Here is a 17,396-nt window from a genome sequence, read left to right on the forward strand (position 1 = left end):
CCGACCACGGGCCACCGGCCGCCGGACCATCCGTGACGACGTGAGGAGATGCCATGCGCTCCACCGACCAGCCGGACACCCTGCGTGCCCCGGCCCTCCCCGACCAGCCGGACACCCTGCGCGCCGCAGCCGTCCCGGAGCATCCGGGCACCGACCCGATCGTCCTCGGGCGGGGCGAGCCGCTGCCGGAGACCGGCCGGGAGCCGGTGCACGAGGCGGTCGCCCGGTTCGCCGCCGACCGGCCCGACCACCCCGCGCTCCAGACCCACACCGGCCCGGTGACCTACCGCGACCTGGACGCCTGGGCCGGGCGGATCGTCGCCGACCTCACCGCCGCCGGGGTCGGGCGCGGGGCCCGGGTGGGTGTCCTCACCGAGCCCTCCCCGGCGATGGTCGCCGCCGTCGTCGGCATCCTCCGCTGCGGGGCCGCGTACGTGCCGGTCGACGCGAGCTGGCCGGACCGGCGGATCGCCGACGTGCTGACCGACGCCCGGGTCGCCGCCGTGGTCACCGGTGACGACGGGGACGCCGCCCGGCTCGGCGCGCCCACCGTCCCCGTTGTACCCGCCGGCACCGCCCCGCCCGCCGGCACTACCCCGCCCGCCGGCCCGGCCGGGCCGGTCGCGGCCGGTGGTGTCGGCGGGCCGGTCCATGGCGACGACGCGGCGTACCTGATCTACACCTCGGGCAGCACCGGCGAGCCCAAGGGCGTCCGGGTGAACCACGCCCACCTCGCCGCCGCCACCCTGGCCCGCCGCCTGGTCTACCCCGGTGCCCCGGTCTTCCTGTTGGTCTCCCCGCTGGCCTTCGACTCCTCGGTGGCCGGGCTGTGGGGCACCCTGACCGCCGGTGGCACCCTGGTCGTCGCCGGCCGCGACGAGGTACGCGACGCGGAGCGCCTGGTCGACCTGATCCGCCGGCACGGCGTCACGCAGACGCTCTGCGTCCCGTCGCTGTACGGGGTCCTGCTCGACGCGGCCGACCGGGCCGGCGGCGACGCGCTGGCCACCCTGGAGACCGTGGTGGTGGCCGGTGAGCCGCTGCCGCAGCCCCTCGTCGACCGGCACTTCGCCCGCCCCGGGGCGGGTGCGCTGGTCAACGAGTACGGCCCGACCGAGGCCACCGTCTGGTGCACGTACCACCGGCTGACCGCCCCCGGGCCGGTGTCGATCGGGCGGCCCGTCCCGGGTACCCGGATCTATCTGCTCGACGACGACGGGCGGCCGGTGCCGATGGGTGACGAGGGGGAGATCCACGTCGGCGGGGCGGGGGTCTCCGCCGGGTACGTCGGCCGGCCGGACGCCACCGCGCGGGCCTTCCTCCCCGACCCGTTCGTGGCGGACGGTTCCGCGCTGATGTACCGCACCGGCGACCGGGCCCGCTGGAACCCCGACGGCACCCTGCACTTCGTCGGCCGCCGTGACCACCAGGTCAAGATCCGGGGCCACCGGATCGAGCTGGGCGCGGTCGAGTCGGCGCTGCGCGCCGTGCCGGGGGTACGCGACGCGGTGGTGGTGCCCGACACCGGGTACGCCACCCTCGTGGGCTTCGTCCAGGCCGACGCCGGCACCGACGCCGAGACGGTGCGGCGCGACCTGGCCGGGCGGCTGCCCGGGGCGTGGGTGCCCGGCCGGATCCGCCTGCTGGCGCACTTCCCGCTTACCTTCAGCGGCAAGGTGGACCGGGAGCAGTTGCGCGCCGCCGCCGACGAGCCGGAACCCGGACCGCGACCGGCGGCCCCGGCGGCCCCGGCGGCGACCGGCCCGACCGCCACGGCGGCCGTGGCGTCGGCCTGGGCCGAGGTCCTCAAGGTCGGTGAGATCCCGGCGGACGCGAACTTCTTCGACCTCGGCGGGCACTCGCTGGCCATGTTCCAGCTCCAGGACGCCCTGGAACGGCACACCGGGGTCCGGCCGTCCGTGGTGGCGCTCTTCCAGCACCCCACGGTGCAGGCGCAGGCCGACCTGATCGGCAGCGGTGGGAGCCGGGCCGGACGGGGCCGCCCCGACCGGTCGCAGGCGGTGGCCCGCCGGGCCCAGGCGGTCGCCCGCCGGACGCAGGCCGTCCGGGCCCGCCGCCAGGCCGCGACCCGGGAGCGTGCCTGATGACCGCCGAACGTGACCGCTGGCTGCACCGGGCCGTCGAGTGCCCGGACGCGCACCGGCGGCTGATCGCCTTCCCGCACGCGGGCGGCTCCGCCTCGTTCTACCGGGAGTGGGGCCGGCACCTGCCCGGCACCGACGTGCTCGGCGTGCGGTACCCGGGGCGGGCGGAACGGATCGACGAGCCGGCCCCGACCGACCTGGTCCGGCTGGGCGGGCAGATCGCCGCCGCGCTGGCCGGGCTGGACGACCTGCCGTTGGTCCTGTTCGGACACAGCATGGGCGCGGTGGTCGCGCTGGAGACCGCCCGTGCCCTCCAGGCGCGCGGGGTACGGCCGGCGCACCTGGTCGCCTCCGGCTCCCGCGCCGGGCCCCTGCCGCCCTCCGCGCCGGCCGACGCCGACGGCGACGGCCTCGCCCTGCGCCTGGCCGCCCTGGGCGGGACCGACCCGGAGATGCTGGCCGACCCGTTCTTCCAGGAGCTGGTCCTGCCCTACATCCGCAGCGACGGCGAGATGTTCCACGGGTACGCGCACCGCACCGAACCGGTGCTGCACTGCCCGATCACCACGATCGTCGGGGACGTCGACGGCGACGCCGACCGCCGGCCGTGGCCGGAGCTGACCGACGCGGGGTTCCGCGAGCACGTCGTCCCGGGGCACCACTTCTACCTCGTCGACCGGCCGCCGTACGGACTGTTGACCGACCTGGCGGAGGTGGGCCGATGAGCGTGCCGACCCGGCCGGCGGAACCCGTACCGGTGCCCCCGGCGACCGGGCAGGCAGCGCCCCCGCCGGTGGACCACGAGCTGGCCGGGCCGCTGGCGCGGATCCTCGCCGGGCTGCCCGGCCCCCTCGGCCCGGACCTGGTCGCCGACCGGCGGGCCAGGACGGCGGCGGGCCGCCTCACCGACGACGAGATCCGCCGCGACGGCGCGTTCGACCTGACGGAACTCACCGTGCCCGGCCCGCCGGGCGCGCCCGACATCCGGCTGCTGGTCTGCCGGCCGACCGGGGTGCCGGGGCCGTACCCGGTCATCTACAACACCCACGGCGGCGGCATGGTCGCCGGCGGCACCCGGACCGTCGAACTCGCCGACGAGCTGGACCGCGCGCAGCCGCTCGGCCTGGCCGTGGTGGCGGTGGAGTACCGGCTGGCCCCGGAGCACCCCGACCCCGCGCCGCGGGAGGACTGCTACGCCGGGCTGCTCTGGACCGCCGAACACGCGGCGGAGCTGGGGCTGGACCCGGAGCGGATCGTGGTCAGCGGGAACAGCGCGGGCGGCTGCCTGGCCGCCGGGTTGGCGCTGCTGGCCCGGGACCGGGGCGGTCCCCGCCTGCTCGGGCAGATGCTCCAGTGCCCGATGCTCGACGACCGCTGCGCCGCCCCGTCCCAGACCCAGCTCGCCCGCGCCGGGCTCTGGGACGGCACCTCCAACCGGTACGGCTGGACGGCCCTGCTCGGCGCGCGCCGGGGTACCCCCGACGTCTCGCCGTACGCCGCCCCGGCAAGGGCCGGGGACCTCGGTGGCCTGCCGCCGGCCTTCATCGACGTCGGGTCGGTGGAGGCGCTGCGGGACGAGGCGGTCGACTACGCCACCCGGATCTGGCAGGCCGGTGGCGAGGCGGAACTGCACGTCTGGTCCGGTGCCTTCCACAGCTTCGACGAGTGGGTGCCGGAGGCGGTCGTCTCCCGGACCGCCAAGCGGGCCCGGGAGGACTGGCTGCGCCGCCTGCTGGAGCGCAGCGGCCGACGGCGCTGAGCGTCGCCGTACCCCAGCGCGACGCTGTCGCGGCCGGACCGTCCCGGGCGACCGCGCGTGACGCCGCTCGACCAGGGCGACCGGCCCCGGGCAGCCCGCCCGGGGCCGGTCGTCGTGGGTGACGACCGGCCGGCGCGTGGCCGACTGCCCCGCCGTGGCCGACTGCCCCGCCGTGGGCGGGCAGGGGAGCGGGGTGGGTGGGTCAGCGGGTGCGGCCGGACCGGCCGCTGCTCCGCCGGGGCGCGGCCGGGGCGGCGGGCGGCGGGTAACCCTGGGCGAGGGTCTCCGCGAGGGTCCGCCAGATCTCGGCGGCGAGCTCGGCGTTGCGCGCGGCCTGGGCTTGCTCGGCGAGCTGCTGGAGGGTCTCGATGCCGCCGGCCCGGTCGCCGTCGATGACGTGCAGCCGGGCGCAGAGGGCCCGGAACCGGGTCCGGTCGCGGAAGGAGAGCAGTAGCTCCTGCTCCTCGATCCGGGCGCAGATCTCCCGCGCCTCGTCGAGCCGGCCGCACTCGAACGCGAGGTGCGCGCGGAGGGTCAGCAACTGCTGCTGGTGCAGCTCGGTGCCGACCAGGTCGAGGGCGGGCGCCACCTCGTCGAGGTACGCCTGGGCGCGGTCGGTCAGGGGTGGGGTGCTCTGGAGGTACAGCGAGGCGGCGGCGAGCCGCAGCCGGACCCAGAGGGTCAGGTCCTGCCGGCTGTCGAGCCCCGTCAGCGCCTGCTCCAGCACCTCCTGGGCGGTGGCGTGGTCGCCCTGTCGGATGAGGACCGTCGCCGCCGCCCAGAGCCCCTCGACCCGCAGGGTGCCGGGCGCGGTGGCGGTGAGGGCGCAGAGTTCGTCGGCGTGCGTCCGGGCGTCGGCGAGCAGGCCCAGCTCCGCCTCGGCGGAGACGAGGGCGTGCAGGACGCCGGCCCGGTCGGCCACCGACAGGTCGGCGGCGAGCGGGCGGGCCTGCTGGGCGTGCTCCCGGGCGGCGGCGTTGTCGCCGAGCACCCGGGCGCAGCGGGACAGTTGGGTGCGTGCCCGCACCCGCAGCGCCGGGGTGCCGAGCTGGTCGCTGAGCTGGGTCAGCTCGGTGAGCAGGTCGTGCTCCTCCTCGTGCCGGCCCTGCCCGTCGCGGAGCTGGGCCAGCAGCCACAACGCCTGCCAGCGCAGGGCCGCGTCCCACCGGTCGCCGGTGCGCAGGGCGGCGGCGAGGCACTCGCCCAGGTCGTCGTCGGGGGTGGCGGAGATGACGGCGGCGAGGATCTGGGCCAACGACGAGGTCTGCGCGGCGCCCGGCCCGGCCTCGGCGGGCACCTCGAACTCGGAGGTCGGCACGCCGAGACGTTCCGCCAGGTGGGCCACGACCCGGCTGGTCGGCCGGCGGGCGCCGGACTCCAGTCGGGACAGGTAGCCGGTGGACATTCCGTCGCCGGCGAGTGTGGCCTGCGACAAGCCCTGCTTCACCCGCAGCGCCCGGAGACGTTGACCGAAGGCCGGTTGTTCGAGCATGTCATCCTCTGCGAAACCAGTGGGGGCGTACCCCTCGCGACTGTGCCGTCGGCGAGGCGTCACCCTCGGTCGGCGCGCCACCGGACACGGTGTCGTCGTGACCACAGTATGACCAACCGGTACCCCTTTTGACAAATCGTGTCATGACCTCCAGGTGCGCCCGGGGTGCGCGTTCAGGGAATCGCGGGGCTTCCTCCGGGTCGGAGGCGCCGACCGTTCCTGGCAAGTCTGGTAACATCGTAGGCACATAATTGCCAAGATGCTGCCCGTCGGTGACCGCACCCGCACGCGCCTCGCACCGACGTGCCCGCAGCGCGGCGCGTCCCCGGTCACCGCCGGTGGCCGCCCCGGCACCCGTCCCGCCGCCGGCCGTCCTGGCGCATCCCGCGGCCCCGGCCGACACCCCGTGAAGGAGCAGGAGATGGGCCCCATCGACGCGGCAGTCGCCGCTGCCCGGTACGCCGACCCGGACGTGGTCCGCGAACGCGACCGGCGACACGTCTGGCACACCTGGACCCCGGTCGGCGCCGACCGGTCCGCCGCGATGTTCACCCACGCCAGCGGGTACCGGATCTGGGACATCGACGGCCGGGAGTACATCGAGGGGTCGGCGCTGAACTCGACCTGCGGGTACGCCCATCCGGAGGTGACCCGCGCGGTCGCCGAGCAGGCCGGCCGGCTGCACCACGTGGACGTCTCGTTGACCAGCCACGACCTGGCCGGCGCGCTGGCCGAGCGGATCGCCTCGTACCTGCCCGCGCCGCTGACCCGGACGCTCTTCGTCAACAGCGGGTCGGAGGGGTTCGACGCGGCCGTGCTGATGGCCGTCGGCCACGCCGCGCACCAGGGCCGGCCACGGTCGCGCATCGTCGCCTTCGCCCGGGGGTACCAGGGCGCGACGGTGCTCGCCCGGAGCCTGTCCGACCTGCCCCGGTGCCGGCACCCGATGACCGCGCCGCTGCCGGTGACCCTGGTCGACCTGCCGCTGCCGCCCCGGGACCTGCGCCGGCCGGAGGCGCTGCCGGTGCTGCTCGACGCCTTCGAGCGGGCCATCGGGGCCGATCCGGCCGATCCGCCGGCCGCCGTGGTGGTGGAGCCGTTCCTCAACGTCGGCGGCGGAGTGGTGCTGCCGCCGGGGTTCCTGGCGGGGCTGCGCGCGCTCTGCGACGCGACCGGCACCCTGCTCGTCGTCGACGAGGTCTTCACCGCGTACGGGCGGGCCGGCGCGATGTTCGCCTGCGCCCGGGACGGGGTCGTCCCCGACGTGGTGGTCTCCAGCAAGGGGCTCGCCGGCGGGTACGTGCCGATCGCCGCGGTGACCGCCGGTGAGCACGTCTACGAGGGGTTTGCCGCCGACCCGGTCATCGGCGGCCTGCGGTACGGCCACACCACCTCCGGGCACGCGGTGGCCTGCGCGGCGGCGCTCGCCACGCTCGACGTGCTGGAGAAGGAGAACCTGGTCGAGCGGGCCGAGTGGCTCGGCGGGCGGATGGCGGCCCGGGTGGCGCACCTGGCCGGCACCGGTGAGGTCGTCGACGTGCGACGGCTGGGACTGGTGGTGGTGCTGGAGATGACCACCGAGGACGCCGCGCTCGCGGTGCTGGCCCGCGCCCGCGCCCACGGGCTGCTGCTGCGCCGGCAGGGGGCGGCGGTCATGGCGGTCCCGCCGCTGGTCATCGACGACGCGGGCGCCGACGCGCTGGTGGACCGGCTGTTGGCCGCGCTGCCCGGACCGGCCTGACCGGTCACCCCAGGGCAACTTGCCAAAAGTTGGCAAGTTCGAGCGGTTCTTGTCAAGCTTGGCAATGACGTGGGCGGCCGGACCGCCGGAGACCCGCGAGGGAGGAGACCGACATGTTGTACTCGGGAGTGGCCTGGGATGCCGACGGCTACACGGTCGACGTGCTGGACGAGACCGGCCGACCCGCCCGCCCCACCGTCCGCTTCGGCCGGGGTCGGATCGACGACCTGGTCCGCCACCTCGGGGCCACCGGCGACGCCCAGGTCACGGTCGTGGACAGCACGAACGGCATCCTCGACGGCCGGCTGATGGCCGCCGGCCTCACCGTGTACCGGGCCGACCCGCCGGTGCTGCCGCCCCGGCCGGAGTTCGGCTCGGTCCCCGCGACCGAGCTGGCCCGCGCCGCGCAGCGGGACCTGGCCGCGCTGACCCGCCTCGACCCGCGCCGGGGCACCCAGACCGGGCGCGAGCACGACCTGGAGACGGGCATCGCGGCGAGCGCCGACGCGCTCGGCGCGCTCACCGTCGCCGGGCGGGTGCTCAGCCACGGTGACCGCGACCGGCCGGAGGTCGCGCTGACCTTCGACGACGGTCCGCAGCCGCCGTACACCGGCCGGGTCCTCGACGTGCTGGAACGCTACGACGTGCCGGCGACCTTCTTCTGCGTCGGGCTGCACGCCGGGGGCCACCCCGACGAGCTGGCCCGGATGCGGGAACAGGGGCACGAGCTGGGCAACCACACCTGGTCGCACCCGTTCCTGCCGGAGCTGACCCGCGCGCAGCTCGTGGCGCAGGTCGAGCGGACCGCCGAGGCCGTCGAGCGGGCCGGCGGCAGCGTACCCACGCTGTTCCGCCCGCCGTACGGGTCGCGGACCCCGCAGGTGATGCGTTGGCTGTCCGAGCTGGAGCCCCGGGTGGTGCTCTGGGACGTGGAGCCGTTCGACTGGGCGATGCCCGGCGCGGAGACCATCGCCCGGATCGTGCTCGACCGGACCCGCCCCGGCTCGGTGATCCTGCTGCACGACGGCGGCGGCGACCGGTCGCAGACCGTCGACGCGCTGCCGGCCGTCATCGAGGGCCTGCTCGGCCGGGGGTACCGCTTCGTGCCCGCCGGCCGGCTCGCCACCCCGACCCCGGCGGCGACCACGTCGGCCCGCTGACCGGTCCGGCGCCGGCTGCACCGATCCCTGACGAGCACCGGCGCGGGCCGCCCGTCCGCGCCGGTCACGACGAGAGCGGAGACACCACCATGGCCCTTCGCGCCCCGACCTCGGACGCGCCCACCCGCACCGGCCCCGCGCCGCTGTCCACCGCGCAGGTCGAGCAGTTCCACCGGGACGGGTTCCTGGTCCTGCCCGGCTTCCTCCCCGACGACCTGGTCACCCGGCTGCGGCCCGAGGTGGACCGCTGGGTGGACGAGGGCCTGCGGGCCCGCTCCATCGCCTGCGCCGTCGACCCGGCCGCCACCGGCCTGCCGCCCGTGCTGGAGCTGGAGCTGCCCGCGCACGGCGCGCTCATCGCGCACCCGCCGCTGCTGGAGCTCCTGGCCCGGCTGATGGGGCCGTCCTTCGTCTTCCACCACCTGCACAGCGACCGGCAGGAGCCGGACCGGCCGGGCAAGCCGTGGCACCACGACTACGAGCAGCACCCGCAGACCGACCGGACGTTCACCATGATCCACACCCTGCACTACCTGGACGGGCTCACCGAGGACACCGCCTCGCTGGTGGTGCTGCCCGGCTCGCACCGGGAGGTGGCCGCGAAGGACGCCCGCGCCGACCGGGGCACCGACCCGCTCCCCGGCGAGCTGGTGCTGGACCGGCTGCCCGTCGGCTCCACCGTGGTCCTGCACTCCGCGCTGTTCCACGCCCGGCGGGCGCTGCCCGGGGGGCGGGGCGCCCACCGGTACTTCCTCGACTCGTCGTACTGCCAGACGGGCCGGCGCTGGCCACCGGTGAAGCCGTACTGGCGGTACGCCCTGCGGCGGGCCCGCGAGCTGCGGCTGGACGGCGGCCGGTGGCCGGAACTCTTCGCCGAGCGGCACTTCACGGAGTACGAGCGGCCCGCCTGAGCCGGGTGTCAGGTCGTGGTGACCGGTCCGGAGCCGTGACCGGGCCGCTTCCTAATCTCTGGAACCCACCGGTCACCGCTTGTTTAGGAGTGCTCCGCCGGGGAGACAAGCATCGACGGCAGTGGTTCCGTCCGGGGGAGAGACATCAGTATGGTCACCTGGTGCGTCAGTCGGATGCTCATCCACCCCTACCTTGCCGTCACGCTCCTCGTCTCCGCCGCCTCGGCCCGGAGACGACCACGGGGCGCGATGCCGGCCACGATGGGGGTTGCGGTCGCCGCCTGCGCCAGTTCGGACATCGACTGGCCGTGACGGCCACCGGGCCAGCAACCGGCGGCCCGTCCACCGCAGCGATCGGCTGTGGCGGACGGGCCGCCTTCGGTATGCCGGGGACTCCGGGCGGTCAGGTCCCGCCCGGGGTGGTGGCCGCCCGGCGGAGCCGGACGTCGGCGGCGTGTTCCAGGACGGCGTCGGCGAGGAACTTCGCCGCCCAGTTGGGGAAGGCGAGCGGCTCGAAGCCGCCGCTGAGCGGCCAGGAGCCGGCGAGCGCGCCGACCGTCGCCGGCTCCAGCGGCTGGTGCACCTGGAGCTGCGCCAACCGGTCGAGCACCGCGCCGCTGCGCTCCCGTAGCGTCTCGTCGCCGGTGCGCCGGGCCACGTCCAGCCAGATCGTGACGAGCTGGGCGTCGCCGGTGAGGCAGGCGTAGTCGACCAGCGGGGTGAAGCCGGGGCCGATCTCGCCGGGCAGCAGCGGGTGCAGGTCGGTGCGGAGCGCGGCCAGGCGTACCGCGCAGGCCACCGCCGCGTCGGCGGCGCGCCGCGCCGGCTCGGGCAGCTCCGTCGCGACCAGGTCCGCGCAGCGGAGCAGGCCGCGCAGCGCGTACCCGATGGTGTGCGTCCAGGCGGTGTGGTCGGCGCTGAACGCCATCGCGTCGATCCAGCCGTCCGGCCGGACCTGGTCGAGCAGCCAGTCCAGCGAGCGGCGGACCCCCGCGAGGTACGCCGGCTCCCCGGTGGCCCGCCACAGCTCGGCCAGCGCCCAGGTGACCCGGGACGAGTAGGTGTTGGGGGTGTCGAAGTGGGACAGCCAGGCGCCGGTCGGCTGCTGGGCGGCGAGCAGCCAGTCCCCGGCCCCGACCGCCGTGTCGAGCAGTGGCTGCTCGCCGGTGGCCCGCCAGAGCGCCAGCAGGCCGAGCAGGATCTGACCGGTGTCGAAGACCACCGGTGGGCCGTCCACGCCCGTCCCGCCCGGGAAGCTCCCGTCCGGGCGTTGCAGGTCGAGCAGCCACTCGCCGATCTCCGCCGCCCGGTCGGCGAGTTCCGGCCGGTCCAGGGCGGCGGCCCCGCGCAACAGGGTGGGGATCAGGTAGCCGCTGGTCTCCGGGTACGTCGGTTGCCAGCCGGTGCGCAGGTCGTAGCCGGCCGAGACGCCCCGGCGGCCGGTGGCGTCGTGGGCGGCGCAGACCCAGGTCAGGGCGTCGTCGAGGACGTCGCGGTACGCCAGCGGGGCGCGTTCGTGGGACATCTGACCGGCCTCCCGACTCTCGCGTGACACAACGGGCCGGTGGGGTCCCGGCCTCCCGACCAGCCTACGGCGGCCCGCCGCCGTCAGCCACGCGGACGAGGCACAAGTATTGCCACGATGTTGTCTGATTGCGCCGAGATTTGCCAAGGGTTACCGTGGCGGGTGACGACGACGGTGAGGTGGTCATGAACGAGCTGAAGTGCAGTGTGGTCATCCCGTACCGGCAGCGGCTGCGCAACGTCGGCATCGCGCTCGCCTCGCTCGCCGAGCAGACCATGGACCGCACCGAGTTCGAGGTGGTCGTCGGCGCGCTGGAACACTGCCCCGAGTACGCGGCGGCGGCCCGCGCCCACGCCGACCGGCTGAACCTGGTCACCGTCATGCGCGACGGCGAGTGGAACCCGAGCCGCGCCCGCAACCTCGCGCTGCGCCACGCGACCGGGCGGGTCGTCGTCCTCCTCGACGCCGACATGGCCGCCCCGGCGACCTTCCTGGAGCACCTCTACCAGCGGTACTTCGCGCACGGCCAGCGGGTCTGCGTGGTCGGCCAGATGGCCGGCTACGACGAGATCATGGAGAAGGACCTGGGCGCGGTCGAGGTGCCGCCGTGGGCGCACTACCGGGACGTCCTCGCCGGGCTGGACCCCGACGGCGAGCCCCCGCTCGACCGGCGCTGGACCGGGCGGTACGCCCCGGCGACCGTCCGGTTCCCGTGGGCCTTCGCGCGGACCGCCGTGATGGCGCTGCCCCGTTCCCTGGTCACCGAGCACGGGCTCTGGTTCGACGAGGGGTTCCGGGGGTGGGGCGCCGAGGACCAGGAGTGGGCCTTCCGGATCCACCGCACCGGTACCCCGATCCTGATGAGCCGGGACGTCTTCGCGCTGCACGTGCCGCACCCGCGCGACGCCCGCGCGGAGGAGCGTTCGGCGCAGGCCAACCGGCGGTACTACATCGGCAAGTGGCCCCGGCTCGACCTGGAGATGGCCTACGCGTACGGCTGGTTCGAGACCGCCGAACGCTACGACGACCTGCGCCGGCAGGTCGCCGAGGCGGCCGGCGACGGCCGGACCCTCGGGGTGGTCCGGGGCCCCGCCGACGGCCGGACCCTGCTGGTCGTCGGGGCGGCGCTGGACGCGACCGCGCACACCCCGGTACCCGAGGTGGCCGCGCTCTTCGACCCCGGTGCCCGGCTGCGGGCGTTGCCGCTGGTCGGGGTCGGCCTGCCCGACGACGACGGCAGCGTCGACGAGTGCCGCCTCCTGCCCGCCGTGCGCCGGCTGGACCCGGTGCACCGGGAGACCATCCGACGGGAGGCGGAGCGGGTCGCGGTCGACGTCGTCGAGGTCGCCCCCGCCGTCGCCTGACCGCGACCGCCCACGACGCGGACCGGGGCGGGGGACGGTCCCGGAAGGGACCGTTCCCCGCCCCGGTCCGGTGCGGTGCCGCGTCAGCGGGCCACCGCGAAGGCGTACTCCTCGTAGAGGCGGCGCAGCGGGTTGTCCGGGAAGGCGTCGTGCCACGGCTTCGCCTCACCGATGTAGTGCACGATCCCCTCGGGCCGGGTCAGGTAGTCCATCCGGCCGTTGCCGAAGATCCCGTGCACCGAGTGCTCGATGAGCTTGTTCCACTTCTCCGGGAACGGCGTCCACCGGCCGGCGAAGACGTGGTTGAGGACGTCCTGGTCGATGTTGGGCAGGTCGCGGCCGTAGGTGCGGTGCAACTCCACCGCCCGCTCGGTGGCCCGCTCGGCCCGCCACCGGTCCATGTCGATCAGCAGCACACCGGAGTTGAAGTGCCCCGGCGGCAGCGCGCCGGTCTGGTGCTGCTGGGCCCGCCCGCCGGAGAAGGTGAGCGAGCGCGCCGGGCCCACCTCGTTCAGCCCGGCGCCGACCGCGTTGCCCTTCAGGTCCTCGGCCAGCAGCTCGGTCAGGTCGTCCAGGACCAGGGTGTCGGCGTCGAGGTAGACGACCCGGGGGATGCCCGCCGGGATCACCGTGCCGATGTGCAGCCGGCCCAGGGCCGCGTCGGTCCACCACTTGCGGCGCACCTCCATCACCAGCGGGTCGGCCACGGTGTGCAGTTCGACCTCGCCCTCGGCGGCCAGCCCGTCGGTGACCAGCTTCCGGCCGTCGTCGGTCAGCCCCGAGTCGATGACGTGGAAGACCAGGCGGGTGCCGTCGTCGCGCAGGTTCCGGCGTACGGAGTGGCCGGTGACCACGGCGGGACGGGCGTACCGCTCGTCGACCGCGAAGACCACGTGGACGTCCTGTCGGCGCATGAGTCGCTCCTGTCGTTCGGGCGCAGGCCGCACCGGGCCGCCCGTGGTGGGGGCGCGGGCGTGGCCTGCGCGACGGTGGGCTCAGGGGTGCTGCTGGTGGTCGGCGACGATCTCGTCGAGCCGACGCCGGGCGGCGACGCCCCGGACCGGGTCGGTCAGCTCCTCGGGGCCGGGCAGGATGCCGGTCAGCCCCCAGGCGCGCCCCCGGGCCCAGGTCGCGTCGTCGACCCCGAGCGCGGCCCGGAACACCTGCCGGCTCGGCGCGTCGAAGAAGGTCCAGGCGGCGATCAGGTCACAGGCCGGGTCGCCGACCGCGACCGTGCCGAAGTCGATGACCGCGCCGAGCCGGCCGTCGCGCATCAGCATGTTCGCCGGGTCGGGGTCGCCGTGGATCCAGACCGGCGGGCCGGGCCAGGCGGGGGCGGCGACCGCCGTCTCGTACACCTCGGTCAACGCGGCGGTGTCGACCAGGCCGGACAGGGCCGCGATCCGCTCCCGGACCCGGGACTCCACCACCGGCGAGTCCCGCCGGTCGGCCAGCGGGACGCCCCGGAACCCGTTGCTGGCCTCCGGTGGCGGGCCTCCGGTGGCGGGCACGGACTGCAAGGCGGTCAGGAACCCGGCCAGCTCGACCGCCGTGCGGTGCGGGTCGGCGATCCGGTCGAGGTCGGCGTCCTCGCCCTCCAGCCAGCGGTAGACCGACCAGGGGAACGGGTACCCCTCGCCGGGCCCGCCCCGGGCGACCGGTGCCGGGATCGGCAGCGGCAGGTGCGGCGCGAGGTACGGCAGCCACCGCTGCTCCCGCTCCACCTGCCCCACCCAGCGGGGCAGTCGGGGCAACCGGACCGAGAGCGTGTCGCCCAGCCGGTAGGTGGCGTTGTCCACCCCGGACTTCGCGACCGGCTCGACGGGCAGGTCCGCCCAGTGCGGGAACTGGGTGGCGACCAGCCGGCGGACGAGCGGGGCGTCGACGGGCACCTCGCCCGGACGCAGCGCGGGAGTGGACACGCGGCGGACCTCCTCACGGTCGGGTACCGGTCGGGTGGGCCGGGACGGCGTCGACGGCCCGACCGGCATCGTCGCCTCACCCTCGACGGTAGGAGGGCATCCGGGCGCTGTCAAAAGGAGAGGCAACATTCGTGCCTATTGCTGACCAATTCAGGCAACGGGTTTGAGCAGGTGAAACGCCCGTCGTGGCAGCTCCCGGTGGGTCGGTGGAGTCGGCCGCTGGGGCAACGGATCAGGAGGGCGGGATACGCGTTGCCCGGCGCTCGGCGGTTTGGTCTACTGAGGGGACCGGCCATCGTCGATATCCGCACGGCCTGTACCAGCAGTTGCCCGGCCTGACCCGGGGACGACACGCGGGTCGCCTCCGACGGCCTCTACGCGGAGCTGTGCCGGCTCCAGGCCGCAGCGTACTCCTGACCGGCCACCGGATCTCCTATTGTCAGACGTTGCCAACATCGGCAACATGGGGTGGCGGGGGCGAGGAGGCCCGCCGGTGGCGCCGGCCGCCCCGACCCGGGCCGGGCCGCCGTGACGCGGCGGACCGGCACCGGGCCGCAGCCGGGACGACCCGGGCCGCGGCCCGCGACACCGGAAAGGACAGCAGATGCTCTACTCGGGAATCTCCTGGGACAAGGCCGGCTTCGAGGTCGAGGTGGTCGACGCGGCCGGCGCGACGGTGCGCCCGGCGACCCGGTTCCCCGCCCGCCGGGCCGGCGAGATCGCCGCCCACCTGCGCGGCTTCGGCCAGCCGGTGGCGACCGTCGTCGACAGCACCAACGGGTTGCTCGACGGGGGGCTGACCGCCGCCGGGATCGAGGTGTACCGGGCCGATCCGCCGGTGCTGCCCGCCCGGCCCCCGTTCGGCTCGGTGCCCGCCGGTGAGCTGGCCCGTGCCGCCCACCGCGACCTCACCCGGCTGACCAGGCTGGACCTCGCCGACGGGACGCTGGGCGGGCGCGGCGACGACCTCAACGCCGGGGCTGCGGCGAGCGCCGACACGGTGGCCACGTTGACCGCCGCCGGTCGTTGCCTGACCCACGGTCCCCGGGACCGCCCGGACGTCGCGCTCACCTTCGACGACGGCCCGCTGCCGCCGTACACCGGGCAGGTCCTCGACATCCTGGACCGGTACGGCGTGCGGGCGACCTTCTTCTGCGTCGGGCTGCTCGCCGACGCGTACCCGGAGATCGTGGCCGAGATCCGGCGACGCGGGCACCACCTGGGCAACCACACCTGGTCGCACCCGTTCCTGCCGGAGCTGAGCCGGGCGGAGGTCGTCGAGCAGGTGGAACGTACCGGCGAGGCGCTCGCCGCGGCCACCGGCGAGCCGCCGCCGACGCTGTTCCGCCCGCCGTACGGCGGACGCTCGCCGCAGGTGCTGACCGGCCTCGCCGAGCTGGGCCTGACCACCGTGCTCTGGGACGCCCTCGGCTGGGACTGGGCCCTGCCGGGCCAGGAGCACATCGCCCGTTCGGTGCTGGACGGGACGGGACCGGGCGGGGTGATCCTGCTGCACGACGGCGGCGGTGACCGCCGGCAGACCGTGGCGGCCCTGCCGGCCGTCCTGGAGGGGCTGCTCGCCCGGGACCTGCGCTTCGTCACCGTCGACGAGATGCTGGCCACCACATTCCCCCGGGAGGCACGATGACGGGAACCCCGAGCCGACGACCGCTGTGCAGCGTCGTCGTCCCCACCTACGACCGGATGGCGTTGCTGCGCCGCACCCTGGAGTCGCTGACCCGACAGGACCTCGGCGTCGACGCCTTCGAGGTGCTGGTGGTCGACGACGGCTCGACCGACGACACCCCGGCCGTGGCCCGGGAGTACGCCGACCGGCTGCGGCTGCGCTACTTCCAGCGGCCGGACGAGGGGTTCCGGGTCGCGGCGGCGCGCAACGTGGGCATCACCCACGCCACCGGCGACGTCTGCGTCTTCGTCGACTCCGGGGTGCTGCTGCACTCCGGGGCGCTGCGGGCGCACCTGGCGTGCCACGCCGGAGCGACCCCGACCGCCGTCGTCGGGTACGTGTACTGCTTCAACCACAACAACGAGGACGCCGCGCAGATGCTGGCCGCCCTCGACTTCGACCAGCCGGACGCGACCATCGCCCGGCTGATCCGGGAGGGGCGGTGGCTCGACGCCCGGGAGAGCTTCTACGACCAGTACACCGAGGCGATCCACGAGCTGCCCGCGCCGTGGCTGGTCTACTGGACCTGCAACACCTCCGCGCGCACGGAGCAGCTCCGCCGGGTCGGCGGCTTCGACGAGGCGTTCCGCAGCTGGGGCGGGGAGGACATCGAGCTGGCGTACCGGCTGCACCTGGACGGGGCGCACTTCGTGGTAAGCCGGGACGCCGCCGCCATCCACTACCCGCACGAGAAGGGCCACGCGGAGAACAAGAAGTCCGGGGTCCGCAACTACCAGTACATCGCCCGGCGGTACGACACCCCGATCAGCCGGCTGCTGGAGCCGGACCCGCCGCTGGACTTCTACGGGCTGAACGCGCTGATCCGGGAGCGTGGCCTGCCCGACTGCGCGGAGGTGCTGCGGGAGCGCCCCCTGCCGGAGTGGCTCGGCTTCCTGCGTGACCGCCCGGCCGCCGCGCACCGCCCGGTCCTGACCGACCACCCGTGACGAGCCTGGGAGGACAGGTGTCCCTCTTCGACGACCCGGCCCACTTCGGCCGGGTGTGGGCCGACGACTACGACCGCGCGACGACGCTGGACCCGACGCCGGCCGTGGACTTCCTCGCCGGGTTGGCCGACGGCGGACGCGCCCTGGAGCTGGCGATCGGCACCGGCCGGGTGGGGGTGCCGCTGGCCGCCCGGGGCGTACCCGTGGAGGGCGTCGAGGCCAGCGAGGCGATGGTGGCGCGGATGCGCGAGAAACCGGGCGGCGACACCATCCCGGTGACCGTCGGCGACATGGCCGACGTCCCGGTCGACGGCCCGTACGCGCTGGTCTACCTGGTCTTCAACACGCTGTTCAACCTGCCCAGCGCGCGGCGGCAGGTGGAGTTGTTCCGCAACGTCGCCCGGGTGCTCGCCCCGGGCGGGTCCTTCGTGGTCGAGGCGTACGTGCCCGACCCGACGCACGTCGCCGACGGGCAGCGGGTCGAGGCGCTGGAGGTGACCGAGGACTCGGCGACGATCGAGGTGTACTCGTTCGACCGGGCCGCGCAGCGGTTCTTCAGCCAGAAGATCACCTTCGACCGGTCCGGGGTGCGGCTGCGCCCGCACTCCGAGCGGTACTGCTGGCCGAGCGAGCTGGACCTGATGGCGGAGCTGGCCGGGCTGCGCCTCGCCGACCGGTACGCCGACTGGGACCGGCGGCCGTTCGGCTCGGCCAGTCGCGGGCACGTCTCGGTGTACCGGCGGGACTGACCGGTTGCGGGAACACCGTGAGGGCCCGTGGTCG

The 17,396-nt window shown here is 75.3% G+C and carries 14 protein-coding genes; 10 read left to right on the top strand and 4 right to left on the bottom strand.

What is annotated here, in order from left to right:
* Positions 1–53: 53 nt before the first annotated feature.
* The 3 genes from AWW66_RS04795 to AWW66_RS04805 are packed head-to-tail and all read left to right on the top strand — an operon-like array spanning position 54 to position 3,864.
* Positions 54–2,105, top strand: a complete 2,052-nt coding sequence (locus AWW66_RS04795) for a non-ribosomal peptide synthetase (protein WP_083978221.1) — start codon at positions 54–56, stop codon at positions 2,103–2,105.
* A complete protein-coding gene (locus AWW66_RS04800; protein WP_067360282.1) occupies positions 2,105–2,830 on the top strand; it encodes a thioesterase II family protein in 726 nt (241 codons plus the stop codon). Before AWW66_RS04795 ends, AWW66_RS04800 begins: the two co-directional genes overlap by 1 nt.
* On the top strand, positions 2,827–3,864 hold the full coding sequence (locus AWW66_RS04805; RefSeq protein WP_067360284.1) for an alpha/beta hydrolase: 1,038 nt from the start codon (positions 2,827–2,829) through the stop codon (positions 3,862–3,864). The genes AWW66_RS04800 and AWW66_RS04805 overlap by 4 nt, the downstream gene beginning before the upstream one ends.
* 202 nt (positions 3,865–4,066) lie before the next feature.
* Here the strand turns inward: AWW66_RS04805 and AWW66_RS04810 are convergent, their stop codons facing one another.
* Positions 4,067–5,356, bottom strand: a complete 1,290-nt coding sequence (locus tag AWW66_RS04810) for a helix-turn-helix domain-containing protein (RefSeq protein ID WP_067360286.1) — start codon at positions 5,354–5,356, stop codon at positions 4,067–4,069.
* A 421-nt stretch (positions 5,357–5,777) separates the two neighbouring features.
* Here AWW66_RS04810 and AWW66_RS04815 point away from each other — a divergent pair, with 421 nt between their 5' ends.
* From AWW66_RS04815 to AWW66_RS04825, 3 genes are all read left to right on the top strand, one after another.
* Entirely contained in the window at positions 5,778–7,097 is a 1,320-nt protein-coding gene (locus AWW66_RS04815) for an aminotransferase family protein (RefSeq protein WP_067360354.1), read from the top strand.
* Positions 7,098–7,210: 113 nt separating this feature from the next.
* Positions 7,211–8,257, top strand: coding sequence for a polysaccharide deacetylase family protein (locus AWW66_RS04820; protein WP_067360288.1), 1,047 nt, complete (start codon positions 7,211–7,213; stop codon positions 8,255–8,257).
* Positions 8,258–8,346: 89 nt separating this feature from the next.
* The gene (locus AWW66_RS04825; protein WP_067360290.1) at positions 8,347–9,168 is read left to right on the top strand and encodes a phytanoyl-CoA dioxygenase family protein; all 822 of its coding nucleotides are present in this window, start codon (positions 8,347–8,349) and stop codon (positions 9,166–9,168) included.
* Between the two features lie 403 nt (positions 9,169–9,571).
* On the opposite strand, the gene AWW66_RS04830 is transcribed toward AWW66_RS04825, so the two are convergent.
* The gene (locus AWW66_RS04830; RefSeq protein WP_067360292.1) at positions 9,572–10,693 is read right to left on the bottom strand and encodes a prenyltransferase/squalene oxidase repeat-containing protein; all 1,122 of its coding nucleotides are present in this window, start codon (positions 10,691–10,693) and stop codon (positions 9,572–9,574) included.
* A 185-nt stretch (positions 10,694–10,878) separates the two neighbouring features.
* Here AWW66_RS04830 and AWW66_RS04835 point away from each other — a divergent pair, with 185 nt between their 5' ends.
* A complete protein-coding gene (locus AWW66_RS04835) occupies positions 10,879–12,057 on the top strand; it encodes a glycosyltransferase family 2 protein (protein ID WP_067360356.1) in 1,179 nt (392 codons plus the stop codon).
* An 83-nt stretch (positions 12,058–12,140) separates the two neighbouring features.
* Here AWW66_RS04835 and AWW66_RS04840 read toward each other — a convergent pair whose 3' ends face one another.
* Together AWW66_RS04840 and AWW66_RS04845 are read right to left on the bottom strand one after the other, a co-directional pair.
* Positions 12,141–12,971 (bottom strand): glycosyltransferase family 8 protein, encoded by an 831-nt coding sequence (locus tag AWW66_RS04840; protein ID WP_067360294.1) that lies wholly within the window; start codon positions 12,969–12,971, stop codon positions 12,141–12,143.
* An 81-nt stretch (positions 12,972–13,052) separates the two neighbouring features.
* On the bottom strand, positions 13,053–13,979 hold the full coding sequence (locus AWW66_RS04845; protein ID WP_211271833.1) for an aminoglycoside phosphotransferase family protein: 927 nt from the start codon (positions 13,977–13,979) through the stop codon (positions 13,053–13,055).
* A gap of 604 nt (positions 13,980–14,583) precedes the next feature.
* On the opposite strand from AWW66_RS04845, the gene AWW66_RS04850 reads away from it, so the two are divergent.
* Genes AWW66_RS04850 through AWW66_RS04860 form a run of 3 tightly spaced genes read left to right on the top strand, consistent with a single transcriptional unit; the run spans position 14,584 to position 17,362 of the window.
* Positions 14,584–15,627, top strand: a complete 1,044-nt coding sequence (locus tag AWW66_RS04850) for a polysaccharide deacetylase family protein (protein WP_067360295.1) — start codon at positions 14,584–14,586, stop codon at positions 15,625–15,627.
* Positions 15,624–16,613: a glycosyltransferase family 2 protein gene (locus tag AWW66_RS04855; protein WP_067360297.1), complete on the top strand. Its 990-nt coding sequence runs from the start codon at positions 15,624–15,626 to the stop codon at positions 16,611–16,613. Before AWW66_RS04850 ends, AWW66_RS04855 begins: the two co-directional genes overlap by 4 nt.
* Positions 16,614–16,630: 17 nt before the next feature.
* A complete protein-coding gene (locus AWW66_RS04860; RefSeq protein ID WP_067360300.1) occupies positions 16,631–17,362 on the top strand; it encodes a class I SAM-dependent DNA methyltransferase in 732 nt (243 codons plus the stop codon).
* Positions 17,363–17,396: the final 34 nt, after the last annotated feature.

The sequence above is a fragment of the Micromonospora rosaria genome (assembly GCF_001567585.1).
GTDB classification, from domain to species: domain Bacteria; phylum Actinomycetota; class Actinomycetes; order Mycobacteriales; family Micromonosporaceae; genus Micromonospora; species Micromonospora rosaria.

Bases quoted from the DNA above. Each gene is read 5' to 3' on its own strand.
- AWW66_RS04795 (WP_083978221.1), top strand. From the start codon at position 54: ATGCGCTCCACCGACCAGCCGGACACCCTGCGTGCCCCGGCCCTCCCC.
- AWW66_RS04800 (WP_067360282.1), top strand. From the start codon at position 2,105: ATGACCGCCGAACGTGACCGCTGGCTGCACCGGGCCGTCGAGTGCCCG.
- AWW66_RS04805 (WP_067360284.1), top strand. From the start codon at position 2,827: ATGAGCGTGCCGACCCGGCCGGCGGAACCCGTACCGGTGCCCCCGGCG.
- AWW66_RS04810 (WP_067360286.1), bottom strand. From the start codon at position 5,356: ATGCTCGAACAACCGGCCTTCGGTCAACGTCTCCGGGCGCTGCGGGTG.
- AWW66_RS04815 (WP_067360354.1), top strand. From the start codon at position 5,778: ATGGGCCCCATCGACGCGGCAGTCGCCGCTGCCCGGTACGCCGACCCG.
- AWW66_RS04820 (WP_067360288.1), top strand. From the start codon at position 7,211: ATGTTGTACTCGGGAGTGGCCTGGGATGCCGACGGCTACACGGTCGAC.
- AWW66_RS04825 (WP_067360290.1), top strand. From the start codon at position 8,347: ATGGCCCTTCGCGCCCCGACCTCGGACGCGCCCACCCGCACCGGCCCC.
- AWW66_RS04830 (WP_067360292.1), bottom strand. From the start codon at position 10,693: ATGTCCCACGAACGCGCCCCGCTGGCGTACCGCGACGTCCTCGACGAC.
- AWW66_RS04835 (WP_067360356.1), top strand. From the start codon at position 10,879: ATGAACGAGCTGAAGTGCAGTGTGGTCATCCCGTACCGGCAGCGGCTG.
- AWW66_RS04840 (WP_067360294.1), bottom strand. From the start codon at position 12,971: ATGCGCCGACAGGACGTCCACGTGGTCTTCGCGGTCGACGAGCGGTAC.
- AWW66_RS04850 (WP_067360295.1), top strand. From the start codon at position 14,584: ATGCTCTACTCGGGAATCTCCTGGGACAAGGCCGGCTTCGAGGTCGAG.
- AWW66_RS04855 (WP_067360297.1), top strand. From the start codon at position 15,624: ATGACGGGAACCCCGAGCCGACGACCGCTGTGCAGCGTCGTCGTCCCC.